Here is a 16,389-nt window from a genome sequence, read left to right on the forward strand (position 1 = left end):
GTGTTCTTCCAAGGTCATGGTCCTTTGATCATGACCGACAGATCCGGTCCTTGACCCGTCATGATTTCGTTCGGCCCGGCTCACAGGCCGGTCGCCGGACGCTCCACAGGGCCGGGGATCCGGGCGGACATCGATGACCGTCCGTTCGTCCAACGCGCATCCCTGAATTCGCAAAAGAGCGACCGCATCGCGACACGGCACCGCCGTCGCCCTTGACGTGGCATCCGCGCCATAATAGATGATGGTCATAATCTTTGATGCCGATGCAAGCGGAGCTCGCGGGCCGATGATGGATGCGAGAATAATCCTGGGTCTCACAGGTCTGGCCCTGGCGGCGTGCTCGCCGGCCGAGACCGCCGTGACCCCTGAGCCGCCGCTGGTCCAGACCGTCGCGGTCGCCCCCGGGACCGGGGCGGTCGCGCGCTACACCGGCGTCATCCGCGCGCGCACCGAGAGCAATCTCGGCTTCCGCGTCGGCGGCAAGATCTTCGAGCGCCTCGTCGATCCGGGGGACCACGTCCGGTTCGGGCAGCCGTTGATGCGCCTCGACCGGACCGACTTCACCCTGGCGCTCAACGCGGCGCGCGCCTCGGTCGAGGCGGCCCGGGCGCAGATGATCAAGACCAAGGCCGACGAGGAGCGCAGCCGCAAGCTCGTCGGGGATGGCTGGACCTCGAAACAGACCTACGACCAGAACAAGGCCGCGGCCGATGCCGCCATCGCTCAGTTCGCCAATGCGGAGGCCCAGGCGAGCCAGGTCTCCAACCAGGCCGGCTATTCCGAACTCCAGGCCGATGCCGACGGCGTCGTGATGGAGGTCCCGACCGAGCCCGGTCAGGTGGTCGCCGCCGGCCAGACCGTGGTCAAGCTGGCCCGTGACGGGGCCCGCGAGGCGGAGGTCTTCCTGCCCGAGGCGAGCCGGCGCCTGGCCCGGGGCGTGGCCTCGGCGACGCTCTATGCCGAGGGCGAGGCGACCTATCCGGCCCGGCTGCGCGAGCTCTCGGCCACCGCCGACCCGGCCACCCGGACCTACCGGGGGCGCTACATCCTCTCGGGCGGCGGCGAGGATGCGCCGCTCGGGGCGACCGTGACGCTCCGGCTCAAGCCGGCGGAGTCCGGACGCGCGGCGCCAGTCGACGTGCCGCTCGGCGCCCTCTTCGACATCGGGCACGGTTCGGCGGTCTGGAAGCTCGACACCGACACCAGGACCGTCACCCAACAGCCGGTCGCCCTGGGCCGCATGTCGGAAGAGGCGGCCGAGGTCGTGTCCGGCCTCCAGCCGGGCGACCGGATCGTGTCGCTCGGCGCCCATCTCCTCAAGGCCGGCCAGACGGTGCGGCAGGCCCCCCCGAGCCTGACGGGAGTCGCGCGATGACCGGGTTCAACCTCTCCGCCCTGGCGGTCCGGGAGCGGGCCGTCACGCTCTTCCTGATCATCGCGGTGACCGCCGCCGGCGTCTTCGCGTTCCAGAGGCTCGGCCGCGCCGAGGATCCGGCCTTCACGGTCAAGACGATGGCGGTCTCCGCCGCCTGGCCCGGCGCCACCACCTCGGAGATCCAGCGGCAGGTGGCCGACCCGCTGGAGAAGCGCCTGCAGGAGCTCGTCTATTACGACCGGGTCGAGACCACGGTCCGGCCCGGCCTGATGCTCATGAAGGTCTACTTCAAGGACAGCATGCCGCCGGCCAAGCTGCAGGGGGAGTTCTATCAGGCCCGCAAGAAGCTCTCCGACCAGGCCCCCACCCTGCCGCGCGGGGTGATGGGGCCGCTGTTCAACGACGAGTTCTCCGACGTCTACTTCGCCCTGTACGCCCTCCAGGCCCGGGATATGCCGCACCGGCATCTCGTGCTCGCGGCCGAGGATCTGCGGCAGCGCCTGCTGCGCGTCCCCGGCATCGAGAAGATCAACATCCTGGGGGAGCAGGCCCAGAAGATCTTCGTCGAGATCTCGTACCAGCGCCTCGCGACTCTGGGCATCACCGGACAGCAGCTGCTCGCGGCCCTCGGCAACCAGAACGACGTGACGCCGGCGGGCTTCGTCGAGACCACCGGCCCGCGGGTCTACCTGCGCCTCGACGGCACCCTCGACAGCCTCGACGCGATCCGCGACCTGCCGGTGGCGGCCGGTGACCGCAGCCTCAAGCTCGGCGACATCGCGGAGGTCAAGCGCGGCTACGAGGACCCGAAGGTGTTCGCGATTCGCAACGACGGCGAGCCCGCCCTGATGCTCGGGCTGGTGATGAAGCCGGGATTCAACGGCCTCTCCCTCGGCGCGGCCCTGAACACCGAGGAGGTGGCGATCCACCACGCGTTGCCAACGGGCGTCGCGTTCACGAAGATCACCGATCAGGCCAAGGTGATCGACGAGGCCATCCACGAATTCATGGTGAAGTTCTTCACCGCGCTCTCGGTGGTCATCGTGGTCAGCCTGGTGGCGCTCGGCTTCCGGGTCGGCCTCGTGGTCGCGCTCGCGGTGCCCCTGACCCTCGCGGCCGTGTTCGTGGTCATGATGGTCACCGGCCGCGACTTCGACCGCATCACGCTCGGCGCCCTGATCATCTCCCTCGGCCTGCTGGTGGACGACGCCATCATCGCCATCGAGATGATGGTGGTGCGCATGGAGGAGGGCGCCGACCGGATCGAGGCGGCCACCCATGCCTGGAGCGCCACCGCCGCGCCGATGCTCACCGGCACCCTCGTCACCATCGCGGGATTCCTGCCGGTGGGCTTCGCGGCCTCGACGGCGGGCGAATATGCCGGCAACATCTTCTGGGTGGTGGGCTTCTCGCTGATCGTCTCCTGGATCGTGGCCGTGACCGCCACGCCCTATCTCGGCGTCAAGCTCCTGCCGAACATCAAGCGCGTCGAAGGCGGGCACGCCGCGATCTACGCCACGAAGAACTACCGGCGCCTGCGTCGGATCGTGAGAGCCTCCGTCGACCACAAGTGGCTGGCGGCCGGCGTCACCGTGGCGCTGTTCGCCCTCGCGGTGGTCGGCATGGGCAAGGTCGAGCAGCAATTCTTCCCGAATTCGGAGCGTCCTGAACTGATCGTCGAGGTGACCCTGCCCACCGGGTCCGCCTTCGCCACCACCGAGGCCAGCGTCCGGAAGGTCGAGGCGGCCGTGCGCGCGCTGCCGGAGGCGCGGGCGATCACCAGCTATATCGGCCAGGGCATGCCGCGCTTCGTGCTCTCGTTCGATCCCGAACTGCCCGACCCCGCCTTCGCGCAGATCGTCGTCCAGACCGCCGATGCGGCCACCCGCGACGCGCTCCGGATCAAGCTGCGCACGCTCGTGAGCGACGGGCTCTTCCCCGAGGCGCGGGTGCGGGTGCTCCAGATCGTGTTCGGGCCGCCGATCCGCTTCCCCGTCGCCTTCCGGGTGGTCGGACCCGACCCCGAGGTGATCCGCGGCATCGCCGAGGAGGTCCGCGACGTCATGATGGCCAACCCCAACATGCGGCTCGTCCACCTCGACTGGGGCGACAGGACCCCGAGCCTGCATCTCGCCCTCGATCAGGAGCGCCTGCGCCTGATCGGCCTGACCCCCAAGGAGGCCGGCCAGCAGCTCCAGAGCTACCTCACCGGGACGCCCGCGACCCAGGTCCGCGAGAACCTGCGCACCGTCGATGTGCTGCTGCGCAGCCCCGGGCCGGAGCGCCGTTCCCTCGGGGAGATCGGCGACCTGACCCTGACCACGCATGACGGGCGGCAGGTGCCGGTCTCGCAGGTCGCCCGCCTGGAGAGCCGCAGCGAGGACGCGGTGCTCAAGCGCTACAACCGCGAGACCTATATCCGCGTCCAGGGCGACGTCCTCGACGGCAAGCAGCCGCCGGATGTCCACGCGCAGATCTTTCCCCGGCTCGACGCGATCAAGGCCAAGCTGCCGCCGGGCTACCGTATCGACACGGCCGGGGCCGTGGAGGAGAGCGCCAAGGCGATGAACGCCCTGGTGGCGGTGTTCCCGCTGATGCTCATCGTCACGCTGACGGTCATCATGATCCAGGTCCGGTCGTTCACGACCATGTTCATGGTCTTCGCCACCGCGCCGCTGGGCCTCGTGGGGGCGGTGCCGACGCTCCTCGCCTTCCACCAGCCCTTCGGCTTCAACGCCATCCTGGGCCTGATCGCCCTGTCGGGCATCCTGATGCGTAACACGCTGATCCTCGTCGATCAGATCCATCACGACCGCGCCTCGGGCCTGTCGGACTACGACGCCATCGTCGAGTCGACGGTGCGGCGGGCCCGTCCGGTGATCCTCACCGCGGCCGCCGCGATGCTGGCCTTCATCCCGCTCACCCACTCGGTATTCTGGGGGGCCCTGGCCTACGTGCTGATCGGCGGCGTCGGCGTCGGGACCCTGCTGACGCTCCTGTTCCTGCCGGCGCTCTACGCCCTGTGGTTCCGGGTGGCGCGGGAACCCCGCAAGGACGGAGCCGCAGCCGGTTCCGGCGCGATGCCGCTCCCGGCCAAGTCTTGAAGCGACGGAAGACGTTCGTGTCCCACCCGAGGGACATCCCAGGATCGCGCGCCGGGCGACCGGGCGTGTGGGACGACGACCGGCCTGCGCTCCGGCCCCCTGCGCCGGCCGGTCGCTTGTCGTCTCCCGGAGGTGTCGCGGGGAACGCCGGAGGGTCCGCACTTCTTTAGATGACGCGTTTCATCTATACAGAACGTCGGAAGGTTGAAGGATCAGAGTATGCCGAGAGTTTCGCAGGAGCAGGCCAAGCTCAACCGTCAGCGCGTCGTCGAGGTCGCGGCGACCCTGTTCCGTGAGCGTGGCCTGCACGGCGTCGGCGTCGCCGACATCATGGCCTCCGCCGGCCTGACCCATGGCGGCTTCTACGGCCAGTTCGCCAACAAGGAGGCGCTGGCCGCCGAGGCGTTCGACGCCGCGGTCAACGAGGACCGGCGCGGGGACGTGGACGCCGTCCTCACGAACTACCTGTCTCTCGCGCACGTCAAGACCCCCGGGAAGGGATGTCCCCTCGCGGCCCTGGCCAACGACATCTCGCGGGAAGCGCCGGGCAGCCCCGTTCGGGCCCGGTTCACGCAGGGTGTCGAGCGTCTGGCCTCCATCCTCGCCAACCTGACGCCGAAGGCATCGCGGGAGCGCCGGCGGCAAAAGTCCCTTGCAACGCTGTCGATGCTCGTCGGAGCCGTCGTGTTGGCACGGGCCGTCAGCGACGAGGAGCTGGCGAATGACCTGCTCCAAGCGGCGCATTCCTCGGTCGCCGGCTGACATTCACGGGCACGGACGCCGAGACCGCGGAGTTCCCGCCCCGAAAGCCCGGATCGACGGGATCAAGGACGCGATCCGAACACCGCGCGCGCCGCCTCTCCACGCGCTTCCCGATGGCATAGTCGGCCTCGGCCCCGTGCCAGCCGTTCGTCAGGCCCTGGAGCGCGCCGGCTGGTCGCGCGGCGACGTCGCGCGCGTCGAGAGCAACGAGGCCTTCGCCGTCGTTCCCTTCGCCGTCGTTCCCTTGGCCGTGGCCAAGAAACTCGGCCTGCCCGAGGACATCGTCAACGTCGAGGGCGGTGCCATCGCCCACGGGCATCCGATCGGCGCGACCGGTGCGGTGCTGACGTCCCGCCTGCTCCATTCCATGCGCTGGGACGGCATCCGCCGTGGATCGGTCACCCGCTGCATCGGCGGGGGGCAAGGTATCGCCCTCGCGCTGGAGGCGGTCTGATCCGCTGCGGGTCAGGATGCCGCCGCCAACAGGGTCTCGCGCAGCCGCCGATCGAGCTCGTCCGCCACCGCATCGACGTCCTTGTCGCTGAATTGGCCGAAGCTCGTCTTGGGGCGATCATATTCGAAGGCCGCGTTACCGTCAGCCGCCTCGCGCAGAAGCACTCTGATGGGGGCGTACAGCGCGGCGGAGAGGACATGCCGCGTCATCCGTGAGGCCGTCAGCGGATTTCCGATGTCGTATTGGATCGCCTTCTGTCGGGACCCGGCCACCAGGAGCAGGCTGCCATGGTCCCGCATGCCGAAGATGGAGAGCGGCGCCAGTCGCTCCATACGGTCCCGCGCTTCTGTCGCGTTGCCGGACCGGAGGAACTCCTCATAGGAATGGTCGAGGGGTGGTAGGGCCGCTTCGAGGGCTATCCGTACCGCCTCGAACGGCTTGGTGGCATGGATCGTGACGTGCTGCATCGCGACTTCGGTCGCGTCGAGTTGCGCTGGCAAGGGTGAAACTCCTGAGGGTTTCGAAGGGATGGCGGCGACACGGCCGATGCCCCGGGACGCGATGAAGGCTGCGCCGACAAGCAACGCCACGCGGCGCGAAAGTCGGCCGACCCTGAGACCGTTCATGGATGGACCTGACGGAGTGAGGCGAGAGCTTGCCACGCGGCGACATCGCCGAAGACAACGCCGATGGGCGTGTTCATGCTCACGGTGACGGACCCGTTGGCACCGACATGACCGAGGCTCACCGCGTCGCCGCCGCGATGATGATGTCCGCCCAGTCCCGGGGGCGTTCGACGGCGCTGAAATGGCCCGTGCGTTCGAGGGTGATGACCTTCGGTGACGGGACGCTTCGTTCGACGCCGGCGCGATCCTCTCGGGAGGACCAATCGCTGTCGCCCCAGACCAGCGTCACCGGCGCCCTGATCGAGCGGTATCGCGTACGTGCCGCGACGAAGCTTGACAGCGACTTGAGAAGCCGTCTCATACCTTTCCCGTATCCGGGGCGGTTGCCGACGCGGGAATATTCGTCGAGCAGGTCATCGGGCAACGTCTTCGGGTCATGGAAGCCTCCCCTGATGATGCCGCCGGTGATCGCTCGGTTCTCCTTCGACGCGAAGATCGGACCGACGATCGGTGCGCGCACGCCCTTGATGATGATCGAGGCGAGGAGGTTGGCGCGTTCCAGGCCGGGCAGGTAATCGTAGGTGTTGTACGCCACCACCCGTTCAACCCTGTCGCCGAGTTCAGCGGCGAGTGAGAGGGATAGGGTCGCCCCGATCGACTCGCCGGCCAGGATCGGGCGTTCGATGCCAAGGACCTGCATGAATTCCCTGAGCTGGGCCCGGAGGGTGGGTTCGTCCTTCTCGCTGTCGGGCTTGAGGTCCGACCATCCGAACCCCGGCAGGTCGAGGGCGTAGACCGTGAAGTGTTCGGACAGCAGCGGAATCACGAATTGAAAGATATCCAGTTGCGTCCGCACAGTATGTGTGAGGACGAGGTCCGGTCCCTCTCCGACCCGGACGTAACGGATGCGGGTTCCGTCCTTCAGGGTCGCAAAGGCGGTCTCGCCCGCTTTGAGCCAGCGGCGTGTGTAGATCCAATCATCCGCATGTGCGGAGACCGGCGGTTTCGTTGTCATGATGTGATTTCCATTGGCCGAGCGAGGCATTGCCGACGGGTTCGCGCCGTGTGCCGGATTGGCGGACGGCTTCGGACATTCGGAATCGGGAACGGTCCGATGTTCCGGCCGCCCGCTCAGGCGGCGACGCGACGGGGCGCGTAGCGGGACGCGGGCTTGGCTGCGGACAGGTTCGGCATGAGCGCCTGGCGGGCCGCCTCGTAGGCCTCCCAATCCGCCGCCTCCGGTAGGGAGGGGATCGTGACGAACTCACCCGCATCGAGGCCCGCGAGAGAGGCATCGACCATGTCCGCGGCCGACATCACCCAGCTCGGCGGGAGGTTGCTCACCGGGCTCCCGGCGATCTCCCAGAATTCCGTGGCCGTCGCCCCGGGCAACACCGCCTGAACCCTGACGCCCTTGTCCGACAGCTCCTTCCGCAGCGACTGCGAGAAGGCGAGAACGAAGGCCTTCGAGCCGCCGTAGACGCCGTTGAGGAGTTCCGGCGCAATCGCCACGATGGAGGCGATGTTGATCACCGTGCCCCCGCCACGCGCCACCAGCCCTGGTACGGCGGCGTAGGTCAGGCGGGTGGGAACCGTGACGTTGATGGCGATCATCTCGACCATGCGTTCGACGTCGGATCCGAGCAGGGGACCGGCTGCACCGAATCCCGCATTGTTGACGAGCGTCGTGATGCTGGCGTCGTCGCGCAGCAGGCCCTCGACTTCAGCAAGCTCTGCCGCCGCGGTGAGATCGGCGGCCATGATGCGCACGTCGCGCCCATGGCGACGTCTCAGGTCGTCGGCGACGGCGTCGAGCCGCTCCTTGTTCCGGGCGACGAGGACCAGATCATGGCCGCGGGCCGCGAGGCGGTCGGCGTAGATCGCCCCGATGCCGGAGGAGGCGCCGGTGATGAGGGCCGTACCAAGGTTCTTCGTGTCGAGCATGACGATCTCCATCGATGTCTGTCGCGGCGGAAGCGGACTGCCGGAACCTAGACGTCCGAATGGATATCCCATATGTCGTATTTGCCACCTTTTAGGTCACGGGTCGGGGGCTGCATCCCATGCGAGACATCGGCGTCGTTCTCTTCCCGGATTTCCAGGTCATGAACCTTGGGGGCCTGACCGCCTTCGAGCTCGCGAACCTGACGCGGGGTCACGAGGTCTACCGGACGTCATTCCTCTCGGAGCGAGGCGGCCCGATCAGGACCTCGATCGGGCTGACCATGGACACCGAGCCATTCGGGGAGCGGACTTTCGATACGCTGATCGTCGTGGGGACCCTCGACGTCGGTCCATCGTCACCCGGTCTCGTCCAGCACGTTCGCCGGGCGGGAGGGCTCGCAAGACGTGTTGCCGCCACCTGCACCGGGGCATTCGTGCTGGCGGAGGCGGGTCTGCTCGACGGGCGCAGGGCGACGACGCACTGGGCACATGCCCGTGAGCTCGAGCGCCTTTATCCGAAGGTGAAGGTGGACGATGATCGCATCTTCATCACGGATGGAAACGTCTGGACATCCGCCGGCATGACCGCCGGTATCGACCTCGCGCTTGCGTTGGTCGAGGACGATCTCGGCCCGGAGATGGCAAAGGGCATCGCGAAGAAGCTGGTGGTCTATCACCGACGGTCGGGCGGCCAATCGCAGTTTTCGGAGTTGCTGGAACTGCAGCCGAAATCCGACCGCATCCAGGTTGCCCTCTCCTATGCGAGAGCGAACCTGCGCAAGGAGCTGTCGGTGGATGAATTGGCGGATGCGGCTCGGCTCAGCCCGCGGCAGTTCAGTCGTGTCTTCCGTCAGGAGACCGGCCAGTCCCCGGCCAAGGCGGTCGAGCACCTTCGTCTGGAAGCCGCCCGTGCCATGATGGAGGAGGGACGTTTGCCCATCGACGTGGTCGCACAGGAAACCGGTTTCGCCGACCGCGAGCGGATGCGGAGATCCTTCATCCGTTCCTTCGGCCAACCCCCTCAAGTCATTCGCAGGAACGCGCGAACCGAAAGGCAGACGAGGACTTTTGAGGCACCCCAGCCCTTACCGTGACACAGCCCACGGCATTGAATGCCCATGCCGAACCATATCCATGATATGCTGAGCACATTCAGACTGAATACGGAAGCAGAATGACGCGCCGATCCCAAAAAATTGGGACAAACTGTTTGTCTTGGATGGCGTGATCGCAGGTCATCACGCATTCCTCGCCGAATATTTCACATCTCAAAGTGCGGAAGCCGTCTGACTAGAGCGTGCTGTGAGCGAGATGCCGGGGTTGTGCATCGTGGGGCGTGAGCCTGGATCGCCCTGCCTATCCGTCCGACGTGTCCGATGGGGCGGGGGCGCTGGTTTCGCCTCAACCGGTGCTGCCAGCGTTCTGGTTCCGGCCAGAAGGGCGGCGATGCCCCGGGACCGTCCCGGCAAAGGGCACCCCGGCGATGCCGTTTGTCGAGGGACGTACGCCCTGGGTTTCGATCAACCGCCCGGCGAAGTCACCGGGATGGACGGGGTCAGTCGGCCGAGCCGGCTGACCTCCGCGGCAACGTCCTGCAAGCTGGCGTCGCCCTTGCGCAAGATCCGGTCGGCCGCGGACAAATCATGACGTTCTTCCTCCGAGACGTCGCGGGCGCTGAGGACGACCACCGGAACTTCGTCGCCACCCGGCATCGCCCGCAGGGCGCGCAGGAACGTGAAGCCGTCCATCACCGGCATGGTCAGGTCGAGGAGCACGAGGCTCGGGCGGGCCGCGCGCACGCTGGCCAGGGCCTCGGCCCCGTCGCCGGCCTCCCGAACCGCGAACCCCTGTCGCCCCAGCACGGTCCGGAGGCGGCGGCGCATCTCGGCGTCGTCGTCCACCACCAGGACGTCGCCCGCACCCGCGCCGATCCGGTCGAGCACCCCCTTCAGGCGGCTCCAATCCACCGGCTTCGCGAGCGAGCTGGTCGCCCCGAGCGCGGCACCGAGCGCGGCGTCGGCCACGAAGCTGACCATGATCACAGGGATGTCGCGGGTGGCGTCGTCGTGCTTCAGCGCGGCCAGCACGGCCCAGCCGTCCATCTCCGGCATCATCACGTCGAGCAGCACCGCGACGGGCTGCAGCCGGCGTGCGAGTTCGAGACCCGACCGCCCGTCGAGCGCAGCATGGGCCGCAAAGCCCTGCCGGGTCAGAAATCGGATCATCAATTCGCGCTGGCTGGACTCGTCATCGACGACGAGGACCAGCCCGCGCGTGCCCTCCGCCGTGCCCGCGTGAACGGCCGGGAGATGCCCATCCGCGACCTCGGGCCCGGGCATCATCGCGGGCAGGGTGAGCGTGAAGGTCGTGCCCCGACCCTCGGCGCTGTCCGCGGAGACGTCGCCGCCCATCAGATTGGCGAAGGCCTTGGTTAAGGCCAAGCCCAGTCCCGTGCCGCCGTACTTGCGCGTCGTCGACCCGTCGGCCTGCACGAACCTCTGGAACAGCCCGGCGAGCTGCCCCGGCGTCATGCCGATGCCGGTATCCGAGACGGCGAAGGTCAGCCGGTCACCGTCGGGTCCGGGCTCGCGGCGGACCCGCAACGTCACGGTCCCACCCTCGGTGAACTTGGCGGCGTTGCCGAGCAGGTTGAACAGGCACTGGCGCAGTTTCACCGCATCGGTCTGTGCCTGGCCGAGGTCCGGGGCGAGGTCGAGCACGAGGCGGTTGCCCTTCTTGGCCACGAGACCCTCGACGGTCGCGGCGGCGTCGCGCACGAAGGCCTCGACGGCGACGTTCTCGGCCAGGACGTCCATCTTCTCGGCCTCGACCTTGGAGAGATCGAGCACGTCGTTGATCAGCCCGAGCAGGTGCTGGGCGTTCGAGCGGATCTTGCCGAGATCGGCCTGGAACGTGTCCTGCCCGAGATCCTCCGCTTCCTCTTGAAGCATCTCGGCGTAGCCGATGACCGCCGAGAGCGGCGTGCGCAGCTCGTGGCTCATGTTGGCGAGGAACGCGCTCTTGGCGCGGTTGGCTGCCTCGGCCGCATCCCGGGCGTCCCGCAGGGCGGCCTCGTGGGCGTGACGGGCGCTGACATCGGCATGGACGCCGACCCATTCGCGGATCGCCCCGTCCGCATCCCGCACGGGTACGGCGCGCACCGCATAGTGCCGCCAGCCGCCGTCCGACGCGCGGACGCGATGTTCCACCGCGTAGGCGCCGCCCGTCCGGCCCGCCTCCAGCCAGATCCGGTTCGTCTCGGGGAGGTCCTCCGGATGGATCGCTTTCGCCCAGCCGCGCCCGCGGTACTCGGCGAAGGTATGCCCCGTGATCTGCTCCCAGCCCGGCTGCTCCTCGATGAAGTCGCCGCCGGCATCCGTGGTCCACATCACGCCATCGACGGCGCGGACCGCGGAGCGGAAGCGCGCTTCGCTGACGTGCAGGCGCCGCTGGGTGCGCCGCTGGTCGAGCGAACCCGCCATCATCGCCAGGAACAGCACGACGAAGGTGACGCCGGCCACCGCCAGGGCGAGGTCCTGCTGACCGGTGGACAGGGTGGCCGCGTGGGCCGCGTGGGCCCCCGCCTCCTCGGCGGTGAAGGTCGCCGCCGCCATGCCGGTGTAGTGCATGCCGGCGACCGCCAGACCCATGACGCAGGCGGCCATGAGCTTCTGCCAGGGGCGGTTGCGCCGGAAGGTGAGCCACAGGGCGGCGGTCGCCGCGCTGACCGCGATGGCGACCGACACGGCGACGATCCGCGGGTCGTAGGCCATGTTCCCCGGAACCCGCATCGCGGCCATGCCGGTATAGTGCATCGCGGCCACGCCGAGGCCCATCGCCGTGCCGGCCACGAGCAGCGACGCGGTGGCGGTGCCCGCCCGCGCCACCCAGGCGAAGGCCGCCGCCGTGCTGCCCACCGCGATCATCAGCGACAGGACGGTCGTGCCGAGGTCGTACCGCGCCGGCATGCCCATCTCAAAGGCGAGCATCCCGACGAAGTGCATGGCCCAGATGCCGCCGCCCATGGCGACCGCGGCGGCGGCGCCCCAGGCCCAGCGCGGGCCGAAATCGGGCCGGCGGATGCGCGCCCCGAGGTCGAGCGCCGCATAGGATGCGAACACCGCGATCACGATCGAGAGCGCCACGAGGGCCGGGCTGTAGCCGGTATGGACCATACGAGGATCGACCAGGGAGAGGTCGGGCGTCGGGCGCCCGGGAATGCGGGCGAATCTGCGGGCGGCGACGATGCCTGTCCACTCACCGATGCGTTTGGCTCCGGCATCCGCCCGCGCGGGAGGCCGATAGCGCGGATTTGACGCTCGACGACCGCCGTGAAGCGGTCGGCTCACAGGGCTTTCGATAACGCGGCGGACGGCGTCTCACGCGTGCGGACCGGCACAGCCAAGGTGGTGTGGCCGCTCGGAGCACGCCTGATGCCTTTTTTCGCGGACGGACGATCCACGCGCTGCGCGAACGCGCGAATCCGGGCGCTGGTCGCACCCGCATCGTCGGAGCGCGGGATCCGCCGACGAGCGCGCACGCGGGTCGTTCTCCCTCACGCCGTCGTCACCGGCAGGGGCCCGAGGCAGGGATGGGCGGCGGGCTCATGCGCATTCGGATGCCGTCAGCACCGCGGGAATGGCCGAGCGGAGGCGGGAATAGCCACGCGTCGATTTCGGCCACGCCGTCTCGTCCCATCGGCGACGGACCCGGATGCAACCGTCGGGTAGAGCATCGGCCGACGGCCCCACCGGAGCCCAAGCCGTGACCACGGGATGGTCGCCGGCCCAGTCGCGGTCGACCAGCCGCGCCGCGCAGCCGAAATGCGCCGCCGAACGGTCCAGGGCATCGGCCATCGCTGCCGCGTCGGCCGCGCGGACCCGATCGGACGCACCGGGGGCGTGGGCCAGCAGGCCGCCGACGCGGACGACGCGGGCGCCGGCCAGGGGCAGGCTCTCCGGATGCAGGTCGTCGAGGTGCAGCAGCAGCGCGACATCACCGGCCGGCCCGGCATCGGCCCGCGGCAGCGCCACTTCGCGGGGCGGCATCGCCTCGTCGAGGGCGTCCGGATACGCGTCGAGGCCGCTGGGATCGAAGCGACCGTCGGTGTACCGCCGGATGTTCTCGGCGCGGGCGACGTAGTGCTTGCCCCGTGTGTGCAGGCCGGCCACCCAGCGCCAGGACAGCGTGTTGCTCGCCGGGTCGCCGTCGACGAGGTGGCGCATGAAGAAGTCGGCGCCGAGCGCCCACGGCAGGCGCAGGGTGAAGATCCAGATCGACGCGAACCACATCCGGGCGTGGTTGTGCAGCCAGTTGGTTTCGACGAGTTCGCGGGCCCAGTCGTCGAAGCCGTCGATGCCGGTCCGGCCCTCGACCGCCTGTGCGTAGATCCGGTGCAGCCCGGGCTCGGCGGCGAGCCGCTCCCGGTCCGCCGCGGCCAGGGCGAGGTAGCCGGTCCAGGCCGCCGGGTGGGTCTCCAGGTGGCCCTTGAAGTAGGTTCGCCAGAACACCTCGGAGACGAACTTGTCGGCACCGCCGTCGCCGAACGCGCGCTCGGCAGCGGCCGCAACCTCGGCCTCCGTGATCAGGCGCCGGCGCAGGTAGGGCGAGAGGGCCGACGTGGTCGGCTCGACTCCGGGGCCACGGTCGGTGTTGCGGGACGCCGCGTAATCGGCGCCGGCCCCCGCCAGGAAGGCGGAGAGGCGGTCGATCCCGGCATTCCGAGTCATGGGGAAGGTGCGATCCATGCGTCGGAGTTAGCGCGCGACGCACGGGGCGCGGATGCGACCCATTCCCCGGACCTTCCGGACCGGGGACGCCACGGTCGAAACGCGGACGCAGACGTTGCATCCCGGCGCGAGAAGCATCACACACGCGGCAGATTTTCGGACCGTTCGGTGCGCTGCCCTCGAGCGAGGTGCGCCGAAGAGTCGGCCCTTCGACGCCGTCCGTGATCGTCCAGACAATAGGAACACGTGATGAAGACGCGCGCCGCGGTCGCGTGGGAGGCCAAGAAGCCTCTCACCATCGAGACCATCGACATCGAGGGGCCCAAGGCCGGCGAGGTTCTCGTCGAGCTGATGGCCACCGGGATCTGCCACACGGACGCCTACACCCTCTCGGGCCTCGATTCCGAGGGCAAGTTCCCGGCGATCCTGGGCCACGAGGGCGCGGGCATCGTCCGCGAGGTCGGCGCCGGCGTTACCACGCTGAAGCCCGGCGACCACGTGATCCCGCTCTACACGCCGGAATGCCGCAACTGTAAGTCCTGCCTGTCGCAACGCACCAACCTGTGCACCGCGATCCGGGCGACCCAGGGCCAGGGCGTGATGCCGGACGGCACCAGCCGCTTCTCCTGCGTCTCCACCGGCGGCAGCCCGGGCGGTAATTCTGGCGGATCGAGCACCGTGTTCCACTACATGGGCTGCTCGACCTTCTCGAACTTCACGGTCCTGCCCGCCATCGCGCTCGCCAAGATCCGGGAGGACGCCCCCTTCGACAAGATCTGCTACATCGGCTGCGGCGTGACCACGGGCATCGGCGCGGTGATCTACACCGCCAAGGTGTGGCCCGGCGCCAACGTGGTGGTGTTCGGCCTCGGCGGCATCGGCCTCAACGTGCTCCAGGCTGCCCGGATGGTGGGTGCCGACAAGATCATCGGCGTCGACATCAACCCGGAGAAGCAGGCCATGGCCCGCAAGTTCGGCATGACCGACTTCATCAACCCGAGCGAGATCGGCACCGACAAGGTGGTCCAGGCCATCGTCGATCTCACCGGCGGCGGCGCCGACTTCTCGTTCGACTGCACCGGCAACGTCCACGTGATGCGCCAGGCCCTCGAGTGCTGCCATCGCGGCTGGGGCGAGTCGATCGTCATCGGCGTGGCGGAGGCCGGCCGCGAGATCTCGACCCGTCCGTTCCAGCTCGTCACCGGCCGGGTCTGGAGGGGCTCGGCCTTCGGCGGCGCCCGCGGCCGCACCGACGTGCCGAAGATTGTCGACTGGTACATGGAGGGCAAGATCAACATCGACGATCTGATCACCCACACCATGCCGCTGGAGGACATAAACCACGGCTTCGACCTCATGCACGAGGGCAAGTCGATCCGGTCCGTGGTCGTCTACTGACAAAGACCGATCCGGGGCTCCCCGCCAGCGAGGCCGGGGCGCCCCGGCGTATGTCCCCCGCACTCTCGAAGCCCCGGGCCCGCGACCCGGCCCCGAGCGGGGCTCTCGCCGCCCGAGCAGGAGATCACAGCTGATGGAAACCGTCTCGAAGGCCCGCGCCCACGGCGGCACGCAGGGCGTCTACAAGCACGACGCGCAGACCACGGGATGCCCGATGACCTTCGCGGTGTTCGTGCCGCCCCAGGCCGAGACCGGCCCGGTCCCGGTGCTGTGGTACCTGTCCGGGCTGACCTGCACGCACGCCAACGTCATGGACAAGGGCGAGTACCGCGCGGCCGCCGCCGAGCACGGCGTGATCGTCGTGGCCCCCGATACCAGCCCGCGCGGCCCCGGTATCCCGGACGAGGACGGCAACTGGCAGTTCGGCTCCGGCGCCGGTTTCTATCTGGACGCCACGCAGGCGCCCTTTGCGACGAATTACAAGATGTGGAGCTACGTGACCGAGGAGTTGCCGGCCCTCATCGCGAAGGAGTTCCCCGCCGACATGACCCGCCAGGGCATCCTCGGCCATTCCATGGGCGGCCACGGGGCGCTCACCATCGCGTTGACCTACCCGGAGCGCTTCAAGTCCTGCTCCGCCTTCGCGCCGATCGCCCAGCCCTCGACGGCCGGCTGGTCGAAGCCCGCCTTCGAGAAATACCTCGGCTCCGACCCGGCCGCCTGGCGCGCCCACGACGCGACCGCACTGATCGAGGACGGCAAGCGCTTCCCCGAATTCCTGGTCGATCAGGGAACCGCCGACAGCTTCCTGCAGGACGGCCTGCGCCCCTGGCTGCTGGAAGAGGCTTGCAAGAAGGCCGGGATCGGGCTGACCCTCAACATGCGCGAGGGCTACGACCACTCCTACTTCTTCATCTCGACCTTCATGGCCGACCACATCGCCTGGGCTGCCGCCCGCCTGAAGTGATCTTGTCCGGGCCCTCGGCGCAGTCGGGAA

Annotated in this window: 11 protein-coding genes and 1 pseudogene; 7 read left to right on the forward strand and 5 right to left on the reverse strand. The window is 68.8% G+C overall.

Features of this window, described 5'->3' with window-relative positions; genetic code table 11:
- Window positions 1-289: 289 nt before the first annotated feature.
- The 4 genes and pseudogenes from AC3IF1_RS00725 to AC3IF1_RS00740 form a co-directional block, all read left to right on the forward strand.
- Window positions 290-1,375 carry an efflux RND transporter periplasmic adaptor subunit gene (locus AC3IF1_RS00725; RefSeq protein ID WP_489220295.1) on the forward strand — a complete coding sequence of 362 codons (1,086 nt, stop codon included), beginning with the start codon at window positions 290-292 and terminating at the stop codon, window positions 1,373-1,375.
- Entirely contained in the window at window positions 1,372-4,479 is a 3,108-nt protein-coding gene (locus AC3IF1_RS00730; RefSeq protein ID WP_489215085.1) for an efflux RND transporter permease subunit, read from the forward strand. Before AC3IF1_RS00725 ends, AC3IF1_RS00730 begins: the two co-directional genes overlap by 4 nt.
- A 219-nt stretch (window positions 4,480-4,698) precedes the next feature.
- Window positions 4,699-5,241 (forward strand): TetR/AcrR family transcriptional regulator, encoded by a 543-nt coding sequence (locus AC3IF1_RS00735; protein WP_489215086.1) that lies wholly within the window; start codon window positions 4,699-4,701, stop codon window positions 5,239-5,241.
- Between the two features lie 115 nt (window positions 5,242-5,356).
- Window positions 5,357-5,695, forward strand: a pseudogene (locus AC3IF1_RS00740) (acetyl-CoA C-acyltransferase); the annotation flags it as partial.
- Window positions 5,696-5,706: 11 nt separating this feature from the next.
- On the opposite strand, the gene AC3IF1_RS00745 reads toward AC3IF1_RS00740, so the two are convergent.
- From AC3IF1_RS00745 to AC3IF1_RS00755, 3 genes are all read right to left on the reverse strand, one after another.
- Complete coding sequence (locus tag AC3IF1_RS00745) at window positions 5,707-6,321, reverse strand: DUF302 domain-containing protein (protein ID WP_489215088.1); 615 nt, start codon at window positions 6,319-6,321, stop codon at window positions 5,707-5,709.
- A 118-nt stretch (window positions 6,322-6,439) separates the two neighbouring features.
- Window positions 6,440-7,366 carry an alpha/beta fold hydrolase gene (locus tag AC3IF1_RS00750; protein ID WP_489215090.1) on the reverse strand — a complete coding sequence of 309 codons (927 nt, stop codon included), beginning with the start codon at window positions 7,364-7,366 and terminating at the stop codon, window positions 6,440-6,442.
- Between the two features lie 86 nt (window positions 7,367-7,452).
- Window positions 7,453-8,265: an SDR family NAD(P)-dependent oxidoreductase gene (locus AC3IF1_RS00755; protein ID WP_489215092.1), complete on the reverse strand. Its 813-nt coding sequence runs from the start codon at window positions 8,263-8,265 to the stop codon at window positions 7,453-7,455.
- A gap of 119 nt (window positions 8,266-8,384) precedes the next feature.
- Between AC3IF1_RS00755 and AC3IF1_RS00760 the strand changes: the two genes are divergently transcribed.
- The gene (locus AC3IF1_RS00760; RefSeq protein ID WP_489215094.1) at window positions 8,385-9,359 is read left to right on the forward strand and encodes a GlxA family transcriptional regulator; all 975 of its coding nucleotides are present in this window, start codon (window positions 8,385-8,387) and stop codon (window positions 9,357-9,359) included.
- 426 nt (window positions 9,360-9,785) lie between these two features.
- Here the strand turns inward: AC3IF1_RS00760 and AC3IF1_RS00765 are convergent, their stop codons facing one another.
- Both AC3IF1_RS00765 and AC3IF1_RS00770 read right to left on the reverse strand, forming a co-directional pair.
- Window positions 9,786-12,440 carry an MHYT domain-containing protein gene (locus AC3IF1_RS00765; RefSeq protein WP_489215096.1) on the reverse strand — a complete coding sequence of 885 codons (2,655 nt, stop codon included), beginning with the start codon at window positions 12,438-12,440 and terminating at the stop codon, window positions 9,786-9,788.
- Between the two features lie 429 nt (window positions 12,441-12,869).
- Window positions 12,870-13,994, reverse strand: coding sequence for an FAD-binding domain-containing protein (locus tag AC3IF1_RS00770; protein WP_489215098.1), 1,125 nt, complete (start codon window positions 13,992-13,994; stop codon window positions 12,870-12,872).
- Window positions 13,995-14,243: 249 nt separating this feature from the next.
- Here AC3IF1_RS00770 and AC3IF1_RS00775 point away from each other — a divergent pair, with 249 nt between their 5' ends.
- Both AC3IF1_RS00775 and fghA read left to right on the forward strand, forming a co-directional pair.
- The gene (locus AC3IF1_RS00775; RefSeq protein ID WP_243965339.1) at window positions 14,244-15,392 is read left to right on the forward strand and encodes an S-(hydroxymethyl)glutathione dehydrogenase/class III alcohol dehydrogenase; all 1,149 of its coding nucleotides are present in this window, start codon (window positions 14,244-14,246) and stop codon (window positions 15,390-15,392) included.
- Between the two features lie 133 nt (window positions 15,393-15,525).
- Window positions 15,526-16,359: an S-formylglutathione hydrolase gene (fghA, locus tag AC3IF1_RS00780; RefSeq protein ID WP_243965337.1), complete on the forward strand. Its 834-nt coding sequence runs from the start codon at window positions 15,526-15,528 to the stop codon at window positions 16,357-16,359.
- The last annotated feature ends 30 nt before the right edge of the window (window positions 16,360-16,389 follow it).

It is taken from the genome of Methylobacterium sp. E-012 (assembly GCF_057836545.1).

Excerpts from the sequence above, each read along its gene's own strand:
- AC3IF1_RS00730 (WP_489215085.1), top strand. The coding sequence starts at position 1,372 with ATGACCGGGTTCAACCTCTCCGCCCTGGCGGTCCGGGAGCGGGCCGTC.
- AC3IF1_RS00775 (WP_243965339.1), top strand. The coding sequence starts at position 14,244 with ATGAAGACGCGCGCCGCGGTCGCGTGGGAGGCCAAGAAGCCTCTCACC.
- AC3IF1_RS00745 (WP_489215088.1), bottom strand. The coding sequence starts at position 6,321 with ATGAACGGTCTCAGGGTCGGCCGACTTTCGCGCCGCGTGGCGTTGCTT.
- AC3IF1_RS00760 (WP_489215094.1), top strand. The coding sequence starts at position 8,385 with ATGCGAGACATCGGCGTCGTTCTCTTCCCGGATTTCCAGGTCATGAAC.
- AC3IF1_RS00735 (WP_489215086.1), top strand. The coding sequence starts at position 4,699 with ATGCCGAGAGTTTCGCAGGAGCAGGCCAAGCTCAACCGTCAGCGCGTC.
- AC3IF1_RS00725 (WP_489220295.1), top strand. The coding sequence starts at position 290 with ATGGATGCGAGAATAATCCTGGGTCTCACAGGTCTGGCCCTGGCGGCG.
- AC3IF1_RS00765 (WP_489215096.1), bottom strand. The coding sequence starts at position 12,440 with ATGGTCCATACCGGCTACAGCCCGGCCCTCGTGGCGCTCTCGATCGTG.
- fghA (WP_243965337.1), top strand. The coding sequence starts at position 15,526 with ATGGAAACCGTCTCGAAGGCCCGCGCCCACGGCGGCACGCAGGGCGTC.
- AC3IF1_RS00750 (WP_489215090.1), bottom strand. The coding sequence starts at position 7,366 with ATGCCTCGCTCGGCCAATGGAAATCACATCATGACAACGAAACCGCCG.
- AC3IF1_RS00755 (WP_489215092.1), bottom strand. The coding sequence starts at position 8,265 with ATGCTCGACACGAAGAACCTTGGTACGGCCCTCATCACCGGCGCCTCC.
- AC3IF1_RS00770 (WP_489215098.1), bottom strand. The coding sequence starts at position 13,994 with ATGACTCGGAATGCCGGGATCGACCGCCTCTCCGCCTTCCTGGCGGGG.